The organism is Enterobacter sp. RHBSTW-00901, assembly GCF_014103115.1.
Lineage (GTDB): Bacteria > Pseudomonadota > Gammaproteobacteria > Enterobacterales > Enterobacteriaceae > Enterobacter > Enterobacter cloacae_P.
This window is the reverse complement of the sequence record NZ_JABXPB010000002.1, coordinates 78,276-99,233: the sequence shown is the minus strand read 5'-3', so window position 1 is coordinate 99,233 and position 20,958 is coordinate 78,276. Positions and strand designations below refer to the sequence as shown.

Here is a 20,958-nt window from a genome sequence, read left to right as displayed (position 1 = left end):
GGACGGCACATCAGACAAAAAAAATCCCGGCCAGGCCGGGAAAGGTGATCTTTATGCCAGCGTACTCGCCAGCGTTCTCTTTGTTATGTCCCCATACTAAACATGTATGGCCCAGAGTGAAACAATTTTTGAAACCTGCAATGAAAATACATTGTGTTTCCATTTTGTTTACCTGAAAAGAGACGAAATGTATTATTGCTTGAGATGCCTTTTTGCCATACGTTTTAGGGTTTGGAGTATTGTTTGGTAAGCAGCGAGTTCATTTTTGTACTCAGCAATCTCCGTCTCATTCTTAACATAGTCGTTTTCAAGCTTAGCTATAGTATCAGTGTATTCTTGCATACTCTGTTCAACTTTTTTTGTTGCTGTACGAAACGCAGCGCTTTTAGTCGTTCTGATACCAACGGGGAATGTTTTCCCGATTTCCACGTCATGTTTATAGAAACTGCTGATGCTTGTATTCCAGACGCTTGGCTTTTTGTCGCTAGGCCGAATTTTGATAAATGTGATTCCAGGGATTTTATCCACAAGAAAAACAGTTTTTTCACTGCCTTCTGCCGCATTCTTTTTCATTCGAATTGTTTTTACGCCAACTTCTATTAATTCGACGCTGGTTTTTATTTTCGACGGGTTGTCTACGTCCATATCAATAAATACCCGCCAGCATGACTGGCCCTCTTTTATCGATGAAGGACACGCTTGTGGAAAATGGTCTTTGTACATGGTAAACCCCAACAACCTGAAATATGTAGGATAAAGATTAAGGGCATTTATGCTGCTTACGAAATTCGGGGCGACTCACTAATCACAGGGTGCGCTGGATTGACTCTGCGGCCTGTTGCCTTAGTGCGTTGCTGATACCAATTGCTTCAGCGAGATAAGCAAGATTATCCACCAGCACACATCGTGTCCCGGAACTGAGATCTCCAGTTACTCCCCAGCGGAGCATTTCACCAGGAGCCGGTTCATAATTATCCAGTTCACACTCAGGAAGGTCTACTGGCTCTCCCAGATAATCAATTAAGACCGGCCTGATATCGCTATATTCGGCATCAATACCAAGTGGCAGATCTTTCCTGACATATTGCCTCAGAACAAATAAATCCCTTTCGCTACATTGAGGGAAAATTCCAACCGGCAAGTTTGTGATAAGAATAGCTGCACCTTTTGAATCGCCAATTTCCTGAACGAGTTTTGCGGCGCACCAGACCGCCCCCTTCAGGAACTCCAGATTTTCATGCGATTGCTGTAATGACATATAACCTCTTTCTTATTGTCTGGCCCGCTTAAATCCATCGTTGCCATATGATTTAAAATACTCAGTAAACCCCTTATCGCTTTCACGAGTGTCGGCTGCGGCTTTCGAATTTGCCTCTTGCATGTCTCTTTCGCCTTTTTCCTGGCTGAGTTTCATGAAAGTCTTAATGTTATCGTCATTAGGGTCAGCCAGTACTTTCTGATAAGCCTTCTGGTAGCGCTCATCCAGGCTTAACCCTATTCCGAGACTCTGGCATCCGCTAATGCCGGTTATGAAAGCAATGATCAGAAACTTTCGTAGGTACGCACATTTCATCATTACTCCTACCGGGATGACCCGAGCATTTTGTTCCAGGCCGTAATCAGTGACTGAATCCCAGAAGTGGGCACAGGAGCAACCCATTTACAGCAGCTGAACCACAGGCGGTTAAACCGGTGAGGCATTTTCGTGATGTAGTTTTCCTTATACTCAAAGTTGTATTTATCACCAACGATGCGCGGAACTTCTTTGCAGAACGGACAGCGTTGAGCACCCGCGCTCATTTCAGGAACGATGATGAACTCGGTTTCCCCCAGCGTATCTGGATCCCACGGTTCGCGTTCACGCCAGCATGTGCCTTCTGGGAGCACGATATTCTCGTCGCATACGATGTATTCAAAGGTGGGAAATAACAGTTGATGAACACCGTGTTTACGCCAGCGCACTAACGCCAGAAACTCAATATGTTCTGAGCTATCGGCTTCCCGGGGAACAATAAAACGGTATACACCTGCTTTAGTCGGTAACCCTTCGCCCCGGATGCCAACTGGAGTCCAGCTTGGTTCTGTTGAGATACGGCGTAGTGCAGTCATAGTTACTCCCATTAAATTTTCTTCGTTCAATTTCCAGAATGAATCGATCTTTAAATCACTCTAACGGTAACTATTCCGATTACGAAATTCCGTTACCTTTAGGAATGATCGTGTTAACAGCCAGCATTGCATTTTTGAAGAAGTGTGCATTGCTACTTCTTAACTTAACAGAAGCATTAGAACTGACCGGGCTCAATGCCAGTAATGCGGTGCTGCGTCCCAGCCAGCGATAATATGAGAATAAACCCCACGAATTCAGGAATTCTCGTTTCATAATTGACATCAATTCAGATCTATCAGTCTGGTTAACTTTTGGGAACGTAATGAAAACTGCGCTATCCGGGTTCCGGGACAACCAACTGAAAACCTCTTCATTGGTGTAATAATACTTACCTTGCGTAAACACTCGCCCATTAAATCCTAATCGCACGACTGAGGACGGTATAATGTTATGGCAATAATCGAGCATGGGATATCCCATTTTCATCTGAGCGATATCAATGCGATTATCGCTCGGAATGCTTGCAGGTGCATTTGCATTTTTGAAACCGCGAGTACTGATCGAGTAATGACCGTCATCTGCATTCTGATAAACCCAGAATGGCTTGCAATACTCTTCTGAGTCTATAGCGGCTGTAAGATACGCTTCATCATAACTTTCAAATAACTTTTTTACTTTAGTCTGGTGGTCTGCAATATTTCTGGATTGAAGGTCTGGCCTGATTTTTAAAGGAATAGAATACACCGGTTCAAATGCCTTGACCGTATGGCCAGAACTCGTATGGTTTAGCAAATACCCAACCCACTCACGTTGAATTCCTTTTCCTATATACTCGCCGCTGTTCGCCCCTGCGTTGGTATCAAAACGCACGATAGATGTTCCACGCGCAGAAAGCATATTTTCAAATTCAGCACGGATAATGTTGGTATTTTTGCTAGTTAACGAATTCTGGAGATCATGCATATGTAGCCACCATTCATGTTTCAGCTTCGACTCTCACTATAATCACATGTTGAAATTTATTGTTACAGTGAGAATGAGGACGTTTTGCACCCAAAAATAAATAGCTTTTTCAACCGCAATTTGTGGGCATAAATGGTTTTTCTTAGCGTAAAAAAATAGCCGACTATGTCGGCTATTGTGACGATTCAACAGCTGGTGGTCAGAAAATGCACATCGAGGCGTATGCCGTCTTCTGGGAAACTTCAGTAGGGTTACGACCAATGAAAATACTACGGTTATTTTCTTTCTCGCTACGCATGAAGCGGTAGAGGTGGATGGCTACTCCATGAGCTTTCTGCACATCACGTCGGTGCAGCACAAGGTGCATTCTTTTTGGTGGTATGTGTGGGAAACGTTTCGCCAGAATTTGTCCAAGCACGTTAAGTGATTCACTGTTCTCGCGTAGCTGGTAAAGGTCTTCCACGATGAAAAAGATGTTATTCCCCCTGTCGAGTTCGTCAGGTACGGGGCACACTTTTAATCGGCACTCGATGACTTCACAACTACAGTCACGATGAGGCAGAGACATGATGATGTTTTCTTTCTGCAAGACATTCGACATAAATCCCACCTCACGGTAAAAGCTGTATCAGTTTAACTCCCAAAACCCTTCGGCTGTGGGTTCTGCATTACGCACCGGCTCTCAGATTCCTTAAGGCTTTGATCCAGTATTATTCTTGAGAAATTTGAGTTCAGAACTACCCGGCTTCCCTTTTTGGGCCGTCTTGATAAATTCCCGCTCTTTGAAATACCACCGTTCAACAATTTGTGAAGATAGCGTATTGGATTCCAAGGCATAAGCCTGCAACTCCCTCCATGCAGCTATGTTATGCGGTTTGTATTTTGCCAGCTTAATATCCAGTTCTTCTTGCCAAGATCTGGCGCGTTTTGTAAAAACCTTTCGACCCAGCATTGGGAAAACCAAGAGCCCTGCTATATTGCCGACGAACTGTACAGACCAGTCAGAGGTTATGTAAAACCATATCCCGGCATTAACCGAAACCAGAACCAATAACCATGTTCCATACGCTCGCTGAAATGGAGGGAAGCAGTTATCTCGCCACATTCGAATACTTTTTCCAATGCTGTTCAGCAGGTTTTCGTTTGTTTTCATCAGTTATCTCTGTTCCTCTTCAGCATAGGCCGTTTGTATCAATTCAAACCTGTTCACCCTGACTACTTGAAGAACTATCTGATCGGTAATGCACCTAACCGGCGTAGTGCATCAGTAACCTCGTCTATGCCGAATAAAGACATTGGCGGGACTTTATCTCCAGAGATTGAGCAGGCTGTACACAATGCATTGTATGAGCTTACTCGTTCACGATGTAGAGACTGAAGGCTTACGATCAACAGATCTCGCTCTGGGCCCGTGGTAGCTCCTATAAGGTCAAATAAACTTTGTTTAACCACTTACGTAATCCTCCGTCAAAATCAGTCAAGAGTGCGCTCATTCTCCTCAGTTTCATTTTTTAATGAACGGAAAAGGTCGACAAATCAGGCGGTATTAAAGACACCATCGTCTTTTAGTCCCATCCGTGTGTATACATCATTAATATGCTTGTGAATATATTGAAGATCACTTGCCTGCTCATGCTGTCTGATACGGTCTTCATGGCGAGAATTGGATAACCGAATGCAACGTTCCCGTTGTTCAACAATGTACTCAGTACACTGGGTATGTTCAAACATGACCTCTCCCCATTGCCTGGCAGCGCGGAGATACAACCCTCTTTCTTCCAGGTCCCGGGCAAGTATCACCGATTTGGTCGCTGGTATCTGGTACATTTCTTCAGCGAGCAGGAACGCTGCTGCACATTTTCTTTGTCCCATATCTACCTCTACCCTTTGTATAGAGTCGACATCTGGGCAGAAGTGAATGAGATTAACTCTTCAACCTGCCATTCGCTGATACTCTCCTGGTGGATAACCGAGTCCAGAAGTGAGCAGAAGACCCGACCTTCACAGAAGGCATCGAATAAGGTTTGCCAGGCACCGGCGAATCGCCCGGCCAGTTTACTTCGCTGACGTTTACTGCGGCAGCGATGCAATTCTTGCTGAAACAAGGATTCGTTTTCCGCACTGCTTTTTTCATGCAGAGCATCCCATAACTGGTTGAACCGTGTTTCAGTACAATTTCTGGCCGTTACCATCGTCATAATATTTCCTTCAGAGGCGGTTAAGCCTGTATCAATGTTGCTATTTGATATCTATTTTCCACGTAATATTCAGGTGACGAAATCTCAGCTATAAATCGCTGATGGCTAATTAGTCTGACCCGCATTTCTCCCGGTTGTACGCCCCACCAGGTAGCACCCATTCTTTTGACATGTTAATGACGGGCAATGTATAGACCGGATTTACCGCTTGCAGCAGCGCTTCCTCATCCGTGATATTAATAGGAGAAATATTCTGGCTTAGATCCAGAACATTTATTCGTTTACGACTGATAGTGACCCCAAAGCGGTTTTCATAGTTGGCCATTGCGTGAATACGCTCGGGGAAATAATGTTTGATGGTTGCCCATATGCGAGCACTGTTGTATATACACGTTAAGCATGAACTGCGACCCCATCCAAGACGATACGGTACTGGGGCTGTAACACGATGTTTTGCTAAAATCTCCCAGACTTGTTCTTCAGACCATTCAAGTACTGGCCTCCAGGCATCAACTTGTCTTTTTTTGCAACTGCTGGTATGTGGCTCCAGTTGTAAGTAATTGAATCTATTAGAGCTTTCCGCTCTCCTTTCCCCCGTAATAAAAAGCACCTTTTTTCCGTCAAAGCGTCTCTGATTTGTGAGTGCTCGCCGACCAACATCAATTTTTAGTGCTGATGAGCACCAACGTGTTTTAAGGCTTGGTGATTGCTGAGGGAACCGAAGTCGCGTGGCGGGAGTGCTTCGCTGGATATCACGTTCCGCGATTATTAATCCATCTGGGGTTTCGATACATTGCGGGCGACTGTAGCCATTCTCTTTCAGCATCTCACCTTCCATTCCTCCCTGAAGCCAGGAGAACATCAACGGTATCTGAAATGTTGAAGCTATTTTGCGGTTGTAGTCGGCCATAAATGGCCAGTCCATTAAAGTACTTCCCTCGCGGCCATCAACATCGTGATGCCAGAGTTCCACCCTGGACAGATCGACCCCGATGTCAATTAAGTGGAGAAGGCAGGCTATGGAGTCTTTTCCGCCGCTAAGGCAAATGATTATCACGTCATAGCAAGATATGTCGATATCTGGAGCGTTCCTGTACGTTTGTCCTGATAGTGGCGTGGTGATGCCTGCTATGCTACTCAGTGCAGGAATAATAAAGTTATCGTCGATTAAATCACTCACTTGCCGCGCTCCTGCTCTGAAGTGAATTTGTCAGAATCGCAGCAAGTCTAGTCTCGCCTAATGATGAGGCCAGATCTGATAGCGCTAGTTTACCTGCTGCTTCCATACCAAGTGCCTTTACTCGACTGGTATCAAGAACTGCAATTCTTTGGCCTGTTGCCTTACAGACAAGCGCATATCGACATACGCTTAATGTGCGATGGATGATGAATGAGAACATTTGATTGTCGATTTGTGCGCTGAATTTGCAGATCACATTTACTTTATGCGTCAACCCATTCTGGATTATGATTGTTGCAACATCGTCTTTAGGCATATCTACCTCCGGCTTTTTACTAAGCCTAATACGACGCTAACAGCTGACGAAATTTGCTTACAGATATAACTTTCACTGCAAATATCGTGTTATGAGTGACTGATTACTGCTTTGGAGACAGAATGGATTTTTCTAAAACTACTGTAGTGAAACCCGGTTTAATTGGTGATAACAACGCGTATTGGGCGATGCACTTTTGCTCAATTATTGAAACCCTTTATGATAATAACCGGATGAAGGTACGTTTTAATTCCCCTCTCATGGGGAAACATACACCAACAATGAGAAACCTAGTTTCATTAGCTGGTGAAGGATATTTTTCTTTAATTAAAGATCAGTTCAGAAACTTCGGTCTACAAAATTTGCTCTGCCACTATCTGATGAGTTATGAAGGTAGAGAAGTCTTAAATACTATACTTATTAATTTGTCTGATTATCGCAATGTCGATATCCTCGCTAATATGAGCCAGTTTGGTGTATTCATTAGCTGCCGTGACTTTAGAAGTGGCACTAATTTTGCGGTAGAGCATAATCCTTATCTACTTGGCCATGAGAATGTCTTTTATAATTCAGTTTATAATAGCTTAAAGTTTGCAGATCTATGCATTCTTTTCCGTATGAGAACGAATCCTAACCAAGAATCAGCTACTTTGTTTGGCATTCTTGGAGAGGTCGAAGGAAACAATGGTCAGGACTTGAAGAGACCGGCCTTCTGGGGAAGGAAAGGTTTGTATTTGTCTTTTGGTATTGGAGTCAATCCTAAACCCAAGGGGGAAAAACGTTCTAATCAATTTCAGCTTAATGACTGTACTTGCCAGTGGGTAAACGCTGCTGATGGTTATAAATTTGTCGCTATTTTTGAGTCAGAACACCATCTTGTTACAGATTATCTCGATGCAATAGGTACTATTGAACACCTTAATAAATTTGGCCCCAACCATCCTTTTCTAACACATTATCCAGCTCGGCACATTCTAAACATTGTGAGAGATGGCTGGGATAAATCAGTTGATATATTGATTACTGAACTGCGACGTTATCTTGCGCCTAACGAATTAGCTTCGCTAGGAACAAATCCAGTAATACCCTTTATACCCTCATTCAAACATTAAAATAAATGGGGCTACGGCCCCATTTTTTACTCACGATATAAGATGTAATAACATTTTCTGACCTGCATACTGTTGTTCAGGTAACCACAAAGTGCTTCACGACCATCCTGACTACGACCTATCCATAGGCCAGCCAAGCGTTTATCTGGTTGCTCAGACAGTATGAAAATTTTGCTGTTAATAAGACCAATGAATGGGCGTTCTACTCCCTGGGGGACTACAAAATTCCCCAGCGGTTTGTAACTTTCCAGGTTCAATACGATCGCAGCTGTCTGGTCACTGGAATTGTCAGCATCGTCCTGTTGCTCGCTGGCAGCAGGTTGTTGGTAGTTTTGAGAAGGCTGCTGAGCATAGAAATCGTTCGGATCGATCGATTCTGCGCTGGTTATGAAGGGCAATAGTGCTAAAAGGCCAAAAACAGCTTTTTTCATATGTCCACCATAGGGTTATGCGTTTAAATATGATTAGGCTATCAGTACCAATGCTGTCAGGCTAAAAACAATGGGGACAAATTGAGGGCTTTTATGTTGTGTTTATTGCTATTTTTGTCCTGCAATAGCATCTATTTCACACAATACACAGTGACATTTAGCTGGTGGCTCAAGTCGTTCGAATTGCGTCAGATTATGCAGACGTAATCGAGGTATACGTCTGACAGCATGATGGCCACACGAAAGTTCAAGAAACCAGATTCGTCCGTTACGGCTCCCGTCCTGAACCTTTACGTTTACAACTTCTCTCCATATGCGAATCATGGCTAACCTTCTGCCGGGCTCGGTGGTTCATCGTTGTCCTGGGTAATTTTAACGTAATCACCCTGATTGATAACGATTACTTCATTAAGATGAGGGCTGTAACGTACCCTCTCTACTTCGTCGAGATAGTCCACATGTCTACGCGCCTTGTTATTCGAGAAGCCGAGCGCTTTCCCTATTGCGTGAACTGATGGCCCACGGCCACCATTTCTGTTCATGTATTTTTTGACATACGTGATGATTGCTTTCCTGTCACTGGTCATGTCCGGGAGTTCGGCAATGTCATCATGACCTTGTCCTTTCGCTACGCGCAGCGTCATAGACTTTCTTTCACCATCGATAATGATTCGTCCCTGGTCATGCAACTGCCGGATACGCCGGGAAACGAGCCCTTTTGAATACCCCAGAGAAGAACAGATCTGCTCGTAAGACGGTGCTGCACCCTGCTCTTTGATTTCTGTCACAATGAAATCAAAGAGCCTGTCCAGGTGGGCATTTGCTTTTGGGGCGTTCTGTGCTTTTCCAGAAACACTACCGGCGTTGTCTTCAGTCATATCCCTTCCGTCCAGTTGGTGGTTGTTAATTAATGCGGGCTATCGACGTTCTTCGTCGAACTGAGACTAAAAGGCACGACGTCCGCTTTTACATCAGTTAAGGAGTGATTACCGCAGAGTTGCCCTTTAACTTTAGTCAGGCCCACCAGCGCATCCTCAAGCAGTTCTGATTCCTGAGATGTCACATTACTACCCAGTTCCATACCGATTTTTTCGCCCGCGTCCTTGAGGATACTGATAGCACGATCGATAGATTCACTGTACATAATCGCCACCTTGTTCGTTTTGTTAACATAGCCAATTAGTGCGTGTTCAGCTATAGCTGAGTTGTTTTATCACCTGTTTATGCGGCCCTTTTTCTTGCCAGGCAGCGAGCTAAAACCCGTTCCCTGGCTTCATGCTGCTCATCGATACAAAGCTGAATTCCCAACCCCAGGATGTAACGCTCCTGAAGTTCTGCCGGATGGAGGAAATTGAGCGCGGTGAAACCAGCTGGCACGGAACCATATTTGGCCAGGCTGTCTTCGTAACGTCGCTGGGCTATTTCACAAATTAAGTTATATTGAGCAATAGCTGCCTCACGTCCAACTTGATTGAATATTTCAACCGCCAGGACTTCCGAACATGTCTGCATTTTTGCATCCGTTTTGTTTACCTGACATCAGTATCACCCCGATGTGCTGGCTAACGAAATTTACGGATAGATGAATGTAATGAGGGGAATAGAACGTAATGGAATGTTTATACTGAACCCAAATTATGGGGAGCTTGATAATCAAATGTGGAAGTCTGTTGAGAAGCAGACTTCCAGACTTGGTATTAACTGGTTTTCTGACTATTAAGCCAGCTGATTAGCTCATCTTGCGTGTCAAAAGACGCGACAAAGGTCTGCTCCTGATCAGGACGTTGTGCATCCCTTATCGCTCTGAATGGAGCTTCACCGCTATAGTAGAATATTGGCTCCGCACGGCGTTTGACCCATGCTGATTGCTCGCGCTCTGCGAGCTCGCAGGCTTCTTCGTAATTGTCCGCTACTCCCAGCACTGTCGAACGATCCCAAGCTCCTCCATTCAGGCATCGAACAGTGATTTTCCCGTCCGGGCAAGTAATGCCATATGGATGATCCCACCAGGCATCAAGCTGAGACTTTGAGCGCTTTTCATTAGGTGTATCGTCGAAGTTTTTAGGTAATACCGGATTAAGGGGTATGCAGTTTGGCACTTGGATTCTCCCTGTAGCCTGAATCTACAAATAGGCAGTAAGCAATGTTCGTCAGGTTAACATGTACCTCCTGTTAGGTAATTAAGTACTTCGTTCCATTTTCGATATTCGCGTTATCTGACTCATTTTCTCCGACTTCAGGAGATCTCCATGCTGCTACGTAAGCCATGTGAATCAGGCTTGTTTTTCGCCCCGCTTTGACCCCATTTCCATGATGTTCTCAAACCTCGCGCTGTTACAGTAGGACAACTGCTACTGACGAGGTGAATATGACCAGATACCTTGGATACTGCGCCCTTGCGCTCCTTACCGTCCTGCCGACCGCTTCGGTATATTCTGCTGTACAGAATGATACAATGGGCCTATACGCTCCCGATCCCAGCTACACACCTGACATCCAAAATTCAGCACCTGTAACGCCTTCTCCGGGGGATGACAGTCTGTACAGTGATGACGTACCCGATTCATCTACCGCTCCAGAAAGCACCATTACCCCCCTGAATAGCTTTGATGTTATGTCTTTTTCTATAGGGCCGGTAAGCCTGCGGATGACAGCTTCTGAAGCGATCACTGCTATCACTGACAAACTTGGCCAGTCTGCTGGTGAAGAAATTCAAAAGCGCTACAGTAACAACTCATTGAATAGTATTTTCTGGGGAGATGCTCACCAGGAGACGGTGGTCTATTTTATCCCCGATACGGCAGTTGACCCCATTGAGCCGGTGGCTTACAAAATCCGCTTTTCATTCAGCAACCCTGATCTCTTACTGAAGTCGGCGATCGAGAAATATGGAGAGCCTTCAGTCTCTGATGCCCAGAGAGGTCGTTATATCTGGTGCAAGGCACTGGCGGAGAAAACGAATAAGTGTGATGACAGTAAATCTGAGCTTACGCTGACAACGCGAGAAGTTGAAGACACTGGCATCCTGACTCTCAGCGACCCAACGGTCTCATTTGATGCCTCGCGGACTGCAACGGCCACCCCGGATAAAGACCAGGCTGCGACTGAAGATAACCAGGGGCCATTGCCACAGCTCTGAAGTCGTCCGTCGCTGTCCAGCATCCTTTTGCAGGATTACTAAACCGACTGAATTCGTCAGCCGGTTTTTTTATCTGAATTTTACATTAGCGTCTGAAAGTACGCTTTCCAAACGGGCTTATCTCTTTGACGTGAAAACCCGCATTAGTCAGCATCCTGGCCATGACAACTGATGCAGGAAGACAGGATGCCTCCACTTTATGGCCGGGAGTAGCATCCAGAATACTTTGCAACATGGAGCGCCCAAATCCTTTTTGTCTTTGACTCCTGGTAACACCAAACATCCTGATTTCCAGATGTGAAGCAAGTCCATTTGCACCATTTTTGCCCGTCAGTAGGGCAAAACCTATCGCTGCGCCATTATGTTGAGCATCAAAGACAAACAAGAAATCGGCGCAATTCTCTCCCCGTTCCCGCCTGGCAATGGCTTCTGAGATCTGACTTTCGAACTGAGACAGTCCGTCATCATCATCAAAGTTAAAATACCCATCCCGCATACCGTCGCGAATCACCGCTATGATAAAGGGAACATCCTGTTTGGTTCCAAAGCGCATTTCAGGGGCAGATAACACCGTCATCAGTTTGTCTCTCGTAACCGTTATTATTCCATCAATTTGATTACATGGAGGTAAAGAGGTCAATAGAAATGAACGGGGTATTTCGCTGATGACCATTTGATCGGTGTTAGTGGTTTCAGTAGCAGAGCCAGGAGGTATATAAGGCCAGCAAAAATGCCAGCCTTTTTCATTTAAACCGGTTTTCTTATGATTCTCTTGATCGGCATTCCTGCCTTATCAAAATATCGGGTTGGCCATATTTCTTGAGGTTCTTCACCAATTGCATTAGCGATGATGATCTCGCCTCTAGGCCAGTCACGTGTCAGTGCATTTGCCAGAGTGCTGCTTGAAAGACCGTTAGCCCTACTCAGTGAGGCAAGTGACAAACCTTTCTTATGTAGCGCAGCTATGATGTCTGCCTTATGCCAGTCCTGTTTTTCCATCTCCATTTCCTTTGGTGGTGAATCGGAACATGGTTTGCAGTACCAGCTAATGACGACTGGCGAGCCGTAAGGCTCCCACGCCCCGACCCACCATTGACAAAAAACAGGCGAGCGAGTGCGAACCGTTCAAGTACATGAACGGCGTGTCATTAGTCGGGGCTGCAAATCCCCACTCTTACGATTTAGTAAGGGCTACAACAGTTTACAGCATTTAAAGGGTGTATCAGAAGTGTTAATGCCGTAAGTTTGCGAGTCGGTTTGAAATTCAGATAATAACTATGCTTAATGGCCTGTTCAGGAAAGCACTTCGATGCTGTTCATATAGCCAAAGCCGAATATCCGCTTTCTGCCGATCCCGAAAGCGTATGCCTGTTCAAGTGCGCCGACATCTTCAATCACGCATTCAGCATCGTACTGGCTCATCGGTACAATGATCTTGTGGGATGTACGGCCAACGCTCCCGGGCTTAATAATATGGAACTTGGTGCTTCGAACGATACGTAACCGTCCACAGATCACTCCGGCCCGTTCCAGGTGATAGTGGATATAATCCGGGAGTTCATGGGCAGGTGGACAAATCTCTCTTTTCCGGCCTCCAGCTTCCTCGCGTCGAATAGTGGCCAGCGAGCCGCAGATTCGAATTTTCTGGCCAGACACAAACATGATTTCCTTCATGACTTCGCCAGGGAGCCCGAGTGCAACAGCCGTTCTCAGAACAACCTGGGTGTCGGAGGCACTTTGTTTGCGAGAGTAGAAGGTGTATGGGAGTCGCGACCCAGAACGTTCCTGGACTACCTTATCCAGTTGCTGGTGGATCCCATACACGTCACCTGGGGCGATTCTGAACCTGAGCGCACATTCAAAGTATTTCACGCCACATTCCTTGCTGAACATAATGAATTTTCAATATTAGTTTCAGGGTATGGCATGGACGGCGAGTGACGAAATTATGAGGGGGGAATACGGCCAGTCCTTTGGCCGGTGTGGTCAGAGAATCATTTCGATACTTTCGCCGTGGAATATACCGATCACATCTGTCTTGAGGCGGTTACTCCTCGGCTTTACTTCATTGGCCACGAACTCTGGCAATGGCCGAATTTTCACGTGCTCATCCTGAATGATAATGAACGGCATAGATGAAGCGGCAGAAAGACGCAGTATCTGGTCGGGGTGTTCAGGATCAGCCATCGCGATGTTTGCAGCTGGATGCACTTTAACCGGACGGCGTAAGCGAAGCTTTTCTTCCGGTACACGCGCAATAGCCTTAATCAACGAGTTGAGTCTGACTGATTTATCTTCATCTTCCTCGATGTCCTTGCCCATCTTCTGGAGCAACTCGATTTTGTTAACCCTGCTAAAAAGCGTCTTTTGCCTCCAGCCGAAACTGACCAGATTGACGTTAGCATTATCAAACATACGCAGCTGCCGATAGAGATGCAGGGTCATGACACCAGGGCAGGCGCTATGCAGCGCGTTGAAGCGCATGTATTCCGGTCGGCGATCACCACCGTAGTTTTCGATGATGTGGCGTTGAATGCTCTCTTTATGCTGGTTGATGGATGTCACCAAACGGGTAACCAGCTGAGAGAATTCCGCATCTGTATTGTCGTACCATAATACGCCGGTAGTGCGCCGAGCGGACTTCTGCGAATAGCCATCCCTGATATGCAGGTCAGCGTATGCCGCGCAGGCAGCATGGACAGCATCGTGTCCCTGTTTCAGCTCAGGCATGATGTGTTCGATGGCCATATCTTCTTCGCCATCAGCAACGGCTGGCAGGACGCAGACACTCGCCTTGAGCGGAAGCCGGGAACCCAGCACTCCACGAAGTTGTGTGATCTCGCTCTCCAGCGTCTGGAAAGTTGTTGAGATATTCATTTCTATCCCCGAAAAAGGGCTCTAAACTCCCTCCGCTGCACGGAGGACTGTATGTACATACATACTCATAACAAGCGAAACCGAGTATATCAAGTTCGTTTTGTTTACAGACGAATTTTATCGATGACGAATGAAGTTTTCACTGCTGATTAGCCAATCCTGACGCGAGGGATTTCATTAATGTTAGTGAGATAGGATGGTGACAATAACTCCCGCCGCATCGTCCAGTCTTTGTCGATGCCCTGGCCCGCAAACCATAATTTCCCCCGACCTGACCGGTTAATTCTATCCATCACGCCCATCAACGCTTCACCATTGGCAAAGAGTCGGTTCTCACCAAACAAATCGAGCTGGCTGGTGGCGCTATCATAAAAGTCAGATAGCATCACTCCGGCTTTATGGTATCGGTATCCCTCCTGCCAGATATGCCGGAGCCCTGCGACCGCAGCCGCAATGATTTCCCGGGTATCGGCGGTGGGGTTTTCCAGCTTGACTGTCTGCTGGCCACTGTAAGGGGCCGTTTTCGAATAGTAACTTGTGCCAATAAAAACCGTTATGCAGCGACAGTATTGCTTCTCTTCGCGCAGCTTCTCGCCTGCACGTTCGGCATACTCACACACCGCCTGGTGCATTGCTTCGTAGTGCTCTATTTTCTGGCCGAATGAACGCGAGCTGATGATCTGCTGCTTAACCTTCCTCACCTCTTCCAGGGCTATGCAGGACTCGCCATTCAATTCGCGCTGCGTTCGCTCCAGTACGACTCCAAATGTGTTACGGATAAGCGATGTTGGCGCATTGGCCAGATCGAGAGCAGTCCTGATGCCCATGCTGTTCAGTCTGGTGGCATATCTCCGGCCCACCCCCCAGACATCGCTTACGTCAATATATGGCAATAATTTACGTTGTCTTTCTGGACTGCTGAGATCAACCACTCCGCCTGTTTTAGTCCATGTTTTTGCAGCTTTATTTGCTAGTTTTGCCAAAGTTTTAGTTGTCGATATGCCCACCCCCACGGGTATATGGGTGCTCTTTAATACGGTTTTCTTTATTTCTCTTCCATAGTCATCAAAATTATAATTTTTCTGCATTCCTTCAAACGAAAGGAAAACTTCATCAATACTGTAGACCTCAGTATTACTGGAGAATTTAAATAATGTCTCACACACCCTACGGGAGATCTCCGCGTACAAGGCATAGTTAGAACTGAAAACATGTACACCGTTAGCTTCAAAGAATGCTTTCTTCTGGAAGTACACGTCACCATTCTGGATACCTAATTTTTTAGCTTCCGCTGAACGTGCCACGACCATGCCATCATTGTTCGAAAGGCATACAATTGGCTTGTTCACCAGATCGGGCCGAAAGACTCTCTCGCAGGAGGCGTAAAATGAGTTGCAATCCACCAGGCAGAACATCACAAGGCCTTGTACACGATGAAGGTCACCACGCCAAAAATGGCCAGTTCTTCGCCTTCTTTCAGATAGATCGGTGACATCCGGCTATTCATTGGCAGTAGCGCGGGAGCCGGGCTTAGCTGCAACCGCTTAATGGTGAAATCACCATCAACGGTCGCAATCACAATATCCCCCTCTTTCGCCTCAAGTGAGCTATCCACGATGACCAGATCGCCTTCGTGAATACGTGCCTCTACCATCGATGAACCTGTTACTCGTAAGAAGTAGGTTGCAGATGGATGTTTGATGAGGTGAGTATTTAGATCAATAAATTCATCAACATAATCGGAAGCGACTGAAGGGAAACCTGCGCTGACAGGCTCAACGAACAACGGGAATTGGCCTGGTGATTGTTGTGTCACTGGGATAAGTTTCATAATGCTCTGCTCTTCGTGGTGCTGTATATCCATACAGTATTATAGACAGGAGCCAGGAATTTTCGCACCTCCTTTTCCGAAAGTTATTTTCCGCTATCACTCTTCAGGTTTTTCTTATCACTTGTCCAGAAGTGGGTAACTGCACATAACAAATTGCAACCATATGATTCCTCAGTTCATTTTCAGAATTTACTCGTGCTTACTTCGTATACAATTCGGAATTTATCCGTACATTTTATAAGGAGTAATAACGATGAAGCAGTTTACAAATGAAGCAACTCAACAAATGCTGGCCGACTTTGACAAATCCCCTTTCTCTGACGCTGATCTGGCCGCAATGGATGTGGATGCTCGACAAATTATTGAGCAGAACGCTGAAAGGGATCGCCAACACCCGGTAACAGCAATCTGGCGTGTTGCGGTCGAGGGAAGCCTGACTGCGCGAGGTGGTGTCGTAACCGCTGTTGATAGCGCCAGGGTTATGGATCTAGGCAACGGTCAAATGGTCAAAATCGCAGTGGAGGGTGATGCAGTCACTTATACCGATGGTTCATCTGCACGGATTGTTTCAAGCGCTGGCCAGAAAGCTACACACTTCGAGAAAGGGCTCGCGCTGGTGGGCAGCGTACTGGATAACGGGGATGAAATTGTCTCGACCCCGCAGGACAGATTAGTGCTGTTATCGCGCAAAGGTATGGCTGAAGCCCCCGACTTTCTGGCAATACCCGGAGGCGTGACTCATGGGGTATCGAACTAACAATTATGGCCGGGGCCAGGCGCTCCACGGAGATAAAACCACCACAGGCGCGACCGTCCTTACTTGGGGTCAGTTTGGATATCGAAAATTATTGTACTATAAGGGCTTCCCCGGCATGTCAACGCCGGTGTTTACGGTTTCTGTCTGCACTATAGTAAAAAAATAAAGGGGAGAGACTGCGGTACTATAAACGGTCATGATGAATCGTCATCGATTCGGACCCTGATGAAAGACGCTCGTGAGGCTCTAGTTCGTTAGTCGGGTACACTTGCCCTGTACAATAAGCAGATATACCTCACGGGGTCTAACCCTTTATCATCAACGAGTTGCAGAACAGATGGTCATACAGCTTTGTACTTTAGCTGGCTGAGTACAACCTGAAATCATCACCGTAATGCAATGATGCCCAGCACAGTCTTGCATTTTTGGCAGCGATGGCAACAACAGCGCGCCAGTATCCTCTGCGTTCGACCAGTGAGCAGACCCAACGACTGAATAAATCAGTCCTTTTCTCCGCCCCGATCAGTACCGAGCGGGCACCCTGAACCAGAAGTGTTCTCAGATACGAATCGCCAGCTTTCGTTATCCTGCCAAGCTTCGACTTTCCGCCGCTGCTGTACTGCGATGGTGTCAGTCCCAGCCAGGCTGCCAGCTGGCGCCCATTCTTAAAATCATGTGCATTACCGATACTGGCGACCAGCGCACAGGCCGTTGTGGGGCCAACGCCCTTCAATTCCATCAGCCGCTGACTGCGATGATCTGTTTTGGCCATGCGGGACAAAATTCGGTCATATTCAGCGATGTTATCTTCAATGCGAGCAACGTGCTCCAGCAAATCATCAACACATTGCTGAACCTGAAGTGGTAAAGAATTCTTCTGCTCAAAAACTATGTGGCGCAGGGCATCTGTACTTTGTGGGGCGATAACGCCGAATTCAGATATCAACCCCCGGAGACGATTATATGTTGCTGTTTTCTCTTCGATAAAACCCTGTCGGGTACGATGCAGACACTGCATTGCCTGCTGGCTCTCATCCTTAACCGGCACAAACCGCATATGTGGGCGACGAACCGCCTCGCAGATAGCCTGAGCATCAGCTGCATCATTTTTCCCTGATTTACCAGCCATGCGGTAAGGCGATACAAATTTAGCGGCCATCAGACGCGGCTCATGACCATACTGCCGAAACAGTCTTGCCCAGTAATGAGCCCCGGAGCACGCCTCCATCCCGATAACACAGGGCGGCAAACCAGCAATCAGCCCGGGAAGAGCTGCGCGGGTTACTCTGGATTTAACCAGAACGGTTTTGCCATTCTGGTCAACGCAATGAACAGCGAACACATTTTTAGCAAGATCGATACCGACAGTAGTAATGGTCATAACGAATCCCTCCGGGGTTGTGTTTACCCCATGATTGCACAAGAGTTAATCAGGCGCATAATCAGGGGAAGTCCCTTCCATTCGTTAAGCCTGTTTTTTGAACAGGTTAAATATCGCAATAGAGTCAGCTACAAGCTACATGCCGTCCGACTGGTGTTATAAGTAATGAACTACTGAATGCGCGAGATCTTAAATGAGATAGGCACTGGATTTTAAATTAAATAGTCTCCTGACCGCATCGGTAAAATACTGCGTTTAACATGCAAACTTCTGTTCCATGAGCCTTGCTTTGTTCTACAGGATGCTGAGTTATATCCCCGTAAACACGGCAAACGTGCTTACGGGGTTTATTCACATTACCAGCAGTGGTCGTAATGACCATTACGATCCCAATTATCTCTATTGCGCTCACCTTGATACGGGCGGGCTGACTGTCTTTCTTGTTGCATTTTAGCTGAAAGAGAATCCAAATCTTTAATTAACACTTTAGCTTTGTCATCTGTTTCGCTAACCCCCTGATCATACAATTTATTTAGTTCATACCTTTTAGCTTCGAAGTCACGAGCTAATTTTGAATAATTTTCACTGTACGCTGAATGATTACGGTTATTATATCCATAGCTATATGGACAAGCTGTCGCTATGGATGAGTACAAAAAAAACGATGACAACACAACAGGTAACAAAAATTTCTTACTCATGGCTTATCCTTTGCACCATTCAAGGTGCACTTTTTGATATATTCAATATTTTAACCCATATTATACAGAGGGAATTATCTCTCCTGTACGGCAAGTAATCAATCTTTACTACAAAAAACTGATACCAACTCGATGTTTTAAAAAAAAATACACAATAATATCAGTTATTTGCAATCAACATGTGCATTGATGGATCTCAGAGAGTTGGATGCGGCAACTGTCTCTCACTAGACTGTGAGCCTGCATCTACCGTTTACTCGCCACATTGGCCGAAAATAAAGACCCAGCCTACCGCTTCTCAGGAAGTTTTTACATCATTATTCATCGGATTGCTTGTTATCGATAATTTACCCCGCAGCCTGTCAGTTCCAGGCAATTCCCTGAAGACAAGAGTCAGAAATATCCCGATAGCTAACGGTATAATAAGTAGCATTGAGTGTGTTGAAATGGCATATCCATAAATATAATTTTCCAGACTTACCGCAATCAGAGGAAAAATAAGAAATACAAGTGAGGCCTGGAAAGCATTCGCCTTTTGCTGAAGAGCAAAATAGCACAGAATACCAAAAACACCTGCGAAAGAACCTAAATATATGGTCGCTAATATTGAGTTCGTTGAGAAAGTTGAAATCTGAGGTCTTTCGAATAACCATCCCGCAGCAGAGAGGAGTAATCCTGCAAAAAAACATGGTAGCGCATTAAATGTTATAACAGAGACGCTACAGTCTCTTTTTTTACATTGAGTGTATATTATAGCATGGATGATCACAGCTGAAACAAGAGCAAGAATACCCTGCCAGTGGCTCTCCGTAATGGTTTTTGTCTCTTCGAGAAGAATACCCATCAGTGCAGCTATTGCGATAGTTAAACCAGTGACCTGCATTCGGTTTGTTTTTTCATTCAGAAACAAAACGGATGTAATCAAAACAGCCACAGGCATATTCGAAAATATTATCGATGCCAGGCCAGAACTGACATAAGTTTCACCATAAATCATTAATGAGAAAGGGATGGAAAAATAAAAAACACAAATTATGATCTGGAATAAACGTTGTCCGGGTGGAAATAAAAGTGGTGTTTTTCTGAACCATGCAATGCTGATTAAAAATGGTGCTGCAAACATAAATCTCATCCCGGTGGCAAATACCGGAGGGATAGTTTCAGCGGCTATACGCATGGCCAGCCATGTGGTCCCCCAGGTCAGTGCAACCAGCAGGAATAATACCGATATCGTCACTCTGCGCATAAGATGCTTCCCAGTAAAAGAAATTAATGTATCTTTTTCTTGGGAGAAAAATATTGTTATTCTCAGTATTTTTTCATACGTTTAGAGAAAAATTTTCTCTATCAGAAGGGGGCGGTTATGCTGGACAAGAAAGATAAGGAGCTACTCAGGCTGTTACAGCGCGACGCTACCGTGTGTCTGCAGGATCTTGCAGCGGCTGTAGATTTAACGCCTAATCCTTGCTGGAAGCGTATAAAACGTCTTGAAGATGAGGGGGTCATCATTGGTCGGGTTGCCCTGTTGAGCAAGGAAAAACTTAACTTATCGCTTACAGCCTTTGTGATGATAAAAACACAAAACCACAGTCACGACTGGTACAAACATTTTGTATCTCAGGTCAATGGCATGCCAGAAGTGATGGCTTTTTTCCGTACCACGGGAGAATATGATTATCTTCTTCAGGTAGTGGTTTCAGATATGAAGGGTTACGACAGTTTTTACAAAAAGCTGGTAAGTTCAGTAAGTGGATTGAGTGATGTAACATCCAGTTATTCCATGGAGGAAATAAAATACACAACTCAGCTTCCTCTGTCTGGCTAATTATCCTCCAGGAATGAGTTGTTTGACCTACTCAGGCACATCAAACAACTCTGGTTCGACGGTTATCAGAAGGAAAAACTGGCCTTCAAAGAACCATCACTGATGGCCTGGAGTTCCAGTCGCTGAGAATTATTTCC

The 20,958-nt window shown here is 45.6% G+C and carries 29 protein-coding genes; 4 read left to right on the top strand and 25 right to left on the bottom strand.

Features of this window, described 5'->3' with window-relative positions; translation table 11 throughout:
- Nucleotides 1-192: 192 nt before the first annotated feature.
- From HV318_RS22870 to HV318_RS22820, 11 genes are all read right to left on the bottom strand, one after another.
- Nucleotides 193-723 carry a hypothetical protein gene (locus HV318_RS22870; RefSeq protein ID WP_007372158.1) on the bottom strand — a complete coding sequence of 177 codons (531 nt, stop codon included), beginning with the start codon at nucleotides 721-723 and terminating at the stop codon, nucleotides 193-195.
- 82 nt (nucleotides 724-805) lie between these two features.
- On the bottom strand, nucleotides 806-1,258 hold the full coding sequence (locus HV318_RS22865) for a hypothetical protein (protein ID WP_007372157.1): 453 nt from the start codon (nucleotides 1,256-1,258) through the stop codon (nucleotides 806-808).
- Between the two features lie 12 nt (nucleotides 1,259-1,270).
- Nucleotides 1,271-1,576 (bottom strand): hypothetical protein, encoded by a 306-nt coding sequence (locus HV318_RS22860; protein WP_032941601.1) that lies wholly within the window; start codon nucleotides 1,574-1,576, stop codon nucleotides 1,271-1,273.
- A gap of 5 nt (nucleotides 1,577-1,581) precedes the next feature.
- Nucleotides 1,582-2,109, bottom strand: a complete 528-nt coding sequence (locus HV318_RS22855) for a hypothetical protein (protein ID WP_007372155.1) — start codon at nucleotides 2,107-2,109, stop codon at nucleotides 1,582-1,584.
- Nucleotides 2,110-2,188: 79 nt separating this feature from the next.
- Nucleotides 2,189-3,073 (bottom strand): hypothetical protein, encoded by an 885-nt coding sequence (locus HV318_RS22850; RefSeq protein WP_007372154.1) that lies wholly within the window; start codon nucleotides 3,071-3,073, stop codon nucleotides 2,189-2,191.
- A 199-nt stretch (nucleotides 3,074-3,272) separates the two neighbouring features.
- The gene (locus HV318_RS22845) at nucleotides 3,273-3,674 is read right to left on the bottom strand and encodes a hypothetical protein (protein ID WP_182274662.1); all 402 of its coding nucleotides are present in this window, start codon (nucleotides 3,672-3,674) and stop codon (nucleotides 3,273-3,275) included.
- A gap of 90 nt (nucleotides 3,675-3,764) precedes the next feature.
- Entirely contained in the window at nucleotides 3,765-4,226 is a 462-nt protein-coding gene (locus HV318_RS22840) for a hypothetical protein (RefSeq protein ID WP_009653863.1), read from the bottom strand.
- A gap of 383 nt (nucleotides 4,227-4,609) precedes the next feature.
- Nucleotides 4,610-4,945 carry a PerC family transcriptional regulator gene (locus tag HV318_RS22835; RefSeq protein ID WP_008786801.1) on the bottom strand — a complete coding sequence of 112 codons (336 nt, stop codon included), beginning with the start codon at nucleotides 4,943-4,945 and terminating at the stop codon, nucleotides 4,610-4,612.
- A gap of 8 nt (nucleotides 4,946-4,953) precedes the next feature.
- Nucleotides 4,954-5,271: a hypothetical protein gene (locus HV318_RS22830; protein ID WP_020996134.1), complete on the bottom strand. Its 318-nt coding sequence runs from the start codon at nucleotides 5,269-5,271 to the stop codon at nucleotides 4,954-4,956.
- 109 nt (nucleotides 5,272-5,380) lie between these two features.
- Nucleotides 5,381-6,451: a phosphoadenosine phosphosulfate reductase domain-containing protein gene (locus HV318_RS22825; protein WP_007372151.1), complete on the bottom strand. Its 1,071-nt coding sequence runs from the start codon at nucleotides 6,449-6,451 to the stop codon at nucleotides 5,381-5,383.
- Entirely contained in the window at nucleotides 6,444-6,767 is a 324-nt protein-coding gene (locus HV318_RS22820) for a hypothetical protein (protein ID WP_020996132.1), read from the bottom strand. Before HV318_RS22820 ends, HV318_RS22825 begins: the two co-directional genes overlap by 8 nt.
- A gap of 122 nt (nucleotides 6,768-6,889) precedes the next feature.
- Between HV318_RS22820 and HV318_RS22815 the strand changes: the two genes are divergently transcribed.
- Nucleotides 6,890-7,879 (top strand): hypothetical protein, encoded by a 990-nt coding sequence (locus HV318_RS22815; protein WP_007372150.1) that lies wholly within the window; start codon nucleotides 6,890-6,892, stop codon nucleotides 7,877-7,879.
- A 26-nt stretch (nucleotides 7,880-7,905) separates the two neighbouring features.
- Here the strand turns inward: HV318_RS22815 and HV318_RS22810 are convergent, their stop codons facing one another.
- From HV318_RS22810 to HV318_RS22790, 5 genes are all read right to left on the bottom strand, one after another.
- Entirely contained in the window at nucleotides 7,906-8,310 is a 405-nt protein-coding gene (locus HV318_RS22810; RefSeq protein WP_008786799.1) for a hypothetical protein, read from the bottom strand.
- Between the two features lie 326 nt (nucleotides 8,311-8,636).
- Nucleotides 8,637-9,188 (bottom strand): LexA family transcriptional regulator, encoded by a 552-nt coding sequence (locus HV318_RS22805; protein ID WP_007372149.1) that lies wholly within the window; start codon nucleotides 9,186-9,188, stop codon nucleotides 8,637-8,639.
- 29 nt (nucleotides 9,189-9,217) lie between these two features.
- Nucleotides 9,218-9,454 carry a hypothetical protein gene (locus HV318_RS22800; RefSeq protein WP_007372148.1) on the bottom strand — a complete coding sequence of 79 codons (237 nt, stop codon included), beginning with the start codon at nucleotides 9,452-9,454 and terminating at the stop codon, nucleotides 9,218-9,220.
- A 77-nt stretch (nucleotides 9,455-9,531) separates the two neighbouring features.
- Nucleotides 9,532-9,822 carry a hypothetical protein gene (locus HV318_RS22795; protein WP_007372147.1) on the bottom strand — a complete coding sequence of 97 codons (291 nt, stop codon included), beginning with the start codon at nucleotides 9,820-9,822 and terminating at the stop codon, nucleotides 9,532-9,534.
- 185 nt (nucleotides 9,823-10,007) lie between these two features.
- The gene (locus HV318_RS22790) at nucleotides 10,008-10,409 is read right to left on the bottom strand and encodes a hypothetical protein (protein ID WP_008786797.1); all 402 of its coding nucleotides are present in this window, start codon (nucleotides 10,407-10,409) and stop codon (nucleotides 10,008-10,010) included.
- Between the two features lie 356 nt (nucleotides 10,410-10,765).
- Here HV318_RS22790 and HV318_RS24300 point away from each other — a divergent pair, with 356 nt between their 5' ends.
- The gene (locus HV318_RS24300) at nucleotides 10,766-11,449 is read left to right on the top strand and encodes a hypothetical protein (protein ID WP_008786796.1); all 684 of its coding nucleotides are present in this window, start codon (nucleotides 10,766-10,768) and stop codon (nucleotides 11,447-11,449) included.
- Between the two features lie 85 nt (nucleotides 11,450-11,534).
- Here HV318_RS24300 and HV318_RS22780 read toward each other — a convergent pair whose 3' ends face one another.
- The 6 genes from HV318_RS22780 to HV318_RS22755 form a co-directional block, all read right to left on the bottom strand.
- Nucleotides 11,535-12,026: a GNAT family N-acetyltransferase gene (locus HV318_RS22780; protein WP_000217395.1), complete on the bottom strand. Its 492-nt coding sequence runs from the start codon at nucleotides 12,024-12,026 to the stop codon at nucleotides 11,535-11,537.
- Nucleotides 12,027-12,196: 170 nt separating this feature from the next.
- Entirely contained in the window at nucleotides 12,197-12,454 is a 258-nt protein-coding gene (locus tag HV318_RS22775) for a helix-turn-helix domain-containing protein (RefSeq protein WP_001333498.1), read from the bottom strand.
- 288 nt (nucleotides 12,455-12,742) lie between these two features.
- The gene (locus tag HV318_RS22770) at nucleotides 12,743-13,123 is read right to left on the bottom strand and encodes a type I-E CRISPR-associated protein Cas6/Cse3/CasE (protein WP_127649377.1); all 381 of its coding nucleotides are present in this window, start codon (nucleotides 13,121-13,123) and stop codon (nucleotides 12,743-12,745) included.
- Nucleotides 13,124-13,435: 312 nt separating this feature from the next.
- A complete protein-coding gene (locus tag HV318_RS22765) occupies nucleotides 13,436-14,326 on the bottom strand; it encodes a DNA replication terminus site-binding protein (RefSeq protein ID WP_007372144.1) in 891 nt (296 codons plus the stop codon).
- 149 nt (nucleotides 14,327-14,475) lie between these two features.
- Nucleotides 14,476-15,741 (bottom strand): translesion error-prone DNA polymerase V subunit UmuC, encoded by a 1,266-nt coding sequence (locus tag HV318_RS22760; RefSeq protein ID WP_009652912.1) that lies wholly within the window; start codon nucleotides 15,739-15,741, stop codon nucleotides 14,476-14,478.
- A complete protein-coding gene (locus HV318_RS22755; RefSeq protein ID WP_008786793.1) occupies nucleotides 15,741-16,157 on the bottom strand; it encodes a translesion error-prone DNA polymerase V autoproteolytic subunit in 417 nt (138 codons plus the stop codon). Before HV318_RS22755 ends, HV318_RS22760 begins: the two co-directional genes overlap by 1 nt.
- Nucleotides 16,158-16,410: 253 nt before the next feature.
- On the opposite strand from HV318_RS22755, the gene HV318_RS22750 reads away from it, so the two are divergent.
- Nucleotides 16,411-16,914 (top strand): hypothetical protein, encoded by a 504-nt coding sequence (locus HV318_RS22750; protein ID WP_007372141.1) that lies wholly within the window; start codon nucleotides 16,411-16,413, stop codon nucleotides 16,912-16,914.
- Between the two features lie 358 nt (nucleotides 16,915-17,272).
- On the opposite strand, the gene HV318_RS22745 is transcribed toward HV318_RS22750, so the two are convergent.
- The 3 genes from HV318_RS22745 to HV318_RS22735 form a co-directional block, all read right to left on the bottom strand.
- Nucleotides 17,273-18,295 (bottom strand): IS110 family RNA-guided transposase, encoded by a 1,023-nt coding sequence (locus tag HV318_RS22745; protein ID WP_001567660.1) that lies wholly within the window; start codon nucleotides 18,293-18,295, stop codon nucleotides 17,273-17,275.
- Nucleotides 18,296-18,651: 356 nt separating this feature from the next.
- A complete protein-coding gene (locus HV318_RS22740; RefSeq protein WP_075552837.1) occupies nucleotides 18,652-18,996 on the bottom strand; it encodes a hypothetical protein in 345 nt (114 codons plus the stop codon).
- Nucleotides 18,997-19,294: 298 nt separating this feature from the next.
- Nucleotides 19,295-20,242: a DMT family transporter gene (locus HV318_RS22735; protein ID WP_071200094.1), complete on the bottom strand. Its 948-nt coding sequence runs from the start codon at nucleotides 20,240-20,242 to the stop codon at nucleotides 19,295-19,297.
- Nucleotides 20,243-20,359: 117 nt separating this feature from the next.
- Here HV318_RS22735 and HV318_RS22730 point away from each other — a divergent pair, with 117 nt between their 5' ends.
- Entirely contained in the window at nucleotides 20,360-20,821 is a 462-nt protein-coding gene (locus HV318_RS22730; RefSeq protein ID WP_071200095.1) for an Lrp/AsnC family transcriptional regulator, read from the top strand.
- Nucleotides 20,822-20,958: the final 137 nt, after the last annotated feature.

What these genes read in the sequence shown, in the direction of transcription:
- HV318_RS24300 (WP_008786796.1), top strand. Translation starts at nt 10,766, where the DNA reads ATGGGCCTATACGCTCCCGATCCCAGCTACACACCTGACATCCAAAAT.
- HV318_RS22840 (WP_009653863.1), bottom strand. Translation starts at nt 4,226, where the DNA reads ATGAAAACAAACGAAAACCTGCTGAACAGCATTGGAAAAAGTATTCGA.
- HV318_RS22800 (WP_007372148.1), bottom strand. Translation starts at nt 9,454, where the DNA reads ATGTACAGTGAATCTATCGATCGTGCTATCAGTATCCTCAAGGACGCG.
- HV318_RS22735 (WP_071200094.1), bottom strand. Translation starts at nt 20,242, where the DNA reads ATGCGCAGAGTGACGATATCGGTATTATTCCTGCTGGTTGCACTGACC.
- HV318_RS22810 (WP_008786799.1), bottom strand. Translation starts at nt 8,310, where the DNA reads ATGAAAAAAGCTGTTTTTGGCCTTTTAGCACTATTGCCCTTCATAACC.
- HV318_RS22835 (WP_008786801.1), bottom strand. Translation starts at nt 4,945, where the DNA reads ATGGGACAAAGAAAATGTGCAGCAGCGTTCCTGCTCGCTGAAGAAATG.
- HV318_RS22750 (WP_007372141.1), top strand. Translation starts at nt 16,411, where the DNA reads ATGAAGCAGTTTACAAATGAAGCAACTCAACAAATGCTGGCCGACTTT.
- HV318_RS22820 (WP_020996132.1), bottom strand. Translation starts at nt 6,767, where the DNA reads ATGCCTAAAGACGATGTTGCAACAATCATAATCCAGAATGGGTTGACG.
- HV318_RS22805 (WP_007372149.1), bottom strand. Translation starts at nt 9,188, where the DNA reads ATGACTGAAGACAACGCCGGTAGTGTTTCTGGAAAAGCACAGAACGCC.
- HV318_RS22755 (WP_008786793.1), bottom strand. Translation starts at nt 16,157, where the DNA reads ATGAAACTTATCCCAGTGACACAACAATCACCAGGCCAATTCCCGTTG.
- HV318_RS22865 (WP_007372157.1), bottom strand. Translation starts at nt 1,258, where the DNA reads ATGTCATTACAGCAATCGCATGAAAATCTGGAGTTCCTGAAGGGGGCG.
- HV318_RS22830 (WP_020996134.1), bottom strand. Translation starts at nt 5,271, where the DNA reads ATGACGATGGTAACGGCCAGAAATTGTACTGAAACACGGTTCAACCAG.
- HV318_RS22770 (WP_127649377.1), bottom strand. Translation starts at nt 13,123, where the DNA reads ATGAAGGAAATCATGTTTGTGTCTGGCCAGAAAATTCGAATCTGCGGC.
- HV318_RS22780 (WP_000217395.1), bottom strand. Translation starts at nt 12,026, where the DNA reads ATGACGGTGTTATCTGCCCCTGAAATGCGCTTTGGAACCAAACAGGAT.
- HV318_RS22860 (WP_032941601.1), bottom strand. Translation starts at nt 1,576, where the DNA reads ATGATGAAATGTGCGTACCTACGAAAGTTTCTGATCATTGCTTTCATA.
- HV318_RS22740 (WP_075552837.1), bottom strand. Translation starts at nt 18,996, where the DNA reads ATGAGTAAGAAATTTTTGTTACCTGTTGTGTTGTCATCGTTTTTTTTG.
- HV318_RS22855 (WP_007372155.1), bottom strand. Translation starts at nt 2,109, where the DNA reads ATGACTGCACTACGCCGTATCTCAACAGAACCAAGCTGGACTCCAGTT.
- HV318_RS22765 (WP_007372144.1), bottom strand. Translation starts at nt 14,326, where the DNA reads ATGAATATCTCAACAACTTTCCAGACGCTGGAGAGCGAGATCACACAA.
- HV318_RS22795 (WP_007372147.1), bottom strand. Translation starts at nt 9,822, where the DNA reads ATGCAGACATGTTCGGAAGTCCTGGCGGTTGAAATATTCAATCAAGTT.
- HV318_RS22745 (WP_001567660.1), bottom strand. Translation starts at nt 18,295, where the DNA reads ATGACCATTACTACTGTCGGTATCGATCTTGCTAAAAATGTGTTCGCT.
- HV318_RS22845 (WP_182274662.1), bottom strand. Translation starts at nt 3,674, where the DNA reads ATGTCGAATGTCTTGCAGAAAGAAAACATCATCATGTCTCTGCCTCAT.
- HV318_RS22730 (WP_071200095.1), top strand. Translation starts at nt 20,360, where the DNA reads ATGCTGGACAAGAAAGATAAGGAGCTACTCAGGCTGTTACAGCGCGAC.
- HV318_RS22775 (WP_001333498.1), bottom strand. Translation starts at nt 12,454, where the DNA reads ATGGAGATGGAAAAACAGGACTGGCATAAGGCAGACATCATAGCTGCG.
- HV318_RS22870 (WP_007372158.1), bottom strand. Translation starts at nt 723, where the DNA reads ATGTACAAAGACCATTTTCCACAAGCGTGTCCTTCATCGATAAAAGAG.
- HV318_RS22815 (WP_007372150.1), top strand. Translation starts at nt 6,890, where the DNA reads ATGGATTTTTCTAAAACTACTGTAGTGAAACCCGGTTTAATTGGTGAT.
- HV318_RS22850 (WP_007372154.1), bottom strand. Translation starts at nt 3,073, where the DNA reads ATGCATGATCTCCAGAATTCGTTAACTAGCAAAAATACCAACATTATC.
- HV318_RS22760 (WP_009652912.1), bottom strand. Translation starts at nt 15,741, where the DNA reads ATGTTCTGCCTGGTGGATTGCAACTCATTTTACGCCTCCTGCGAGAGA.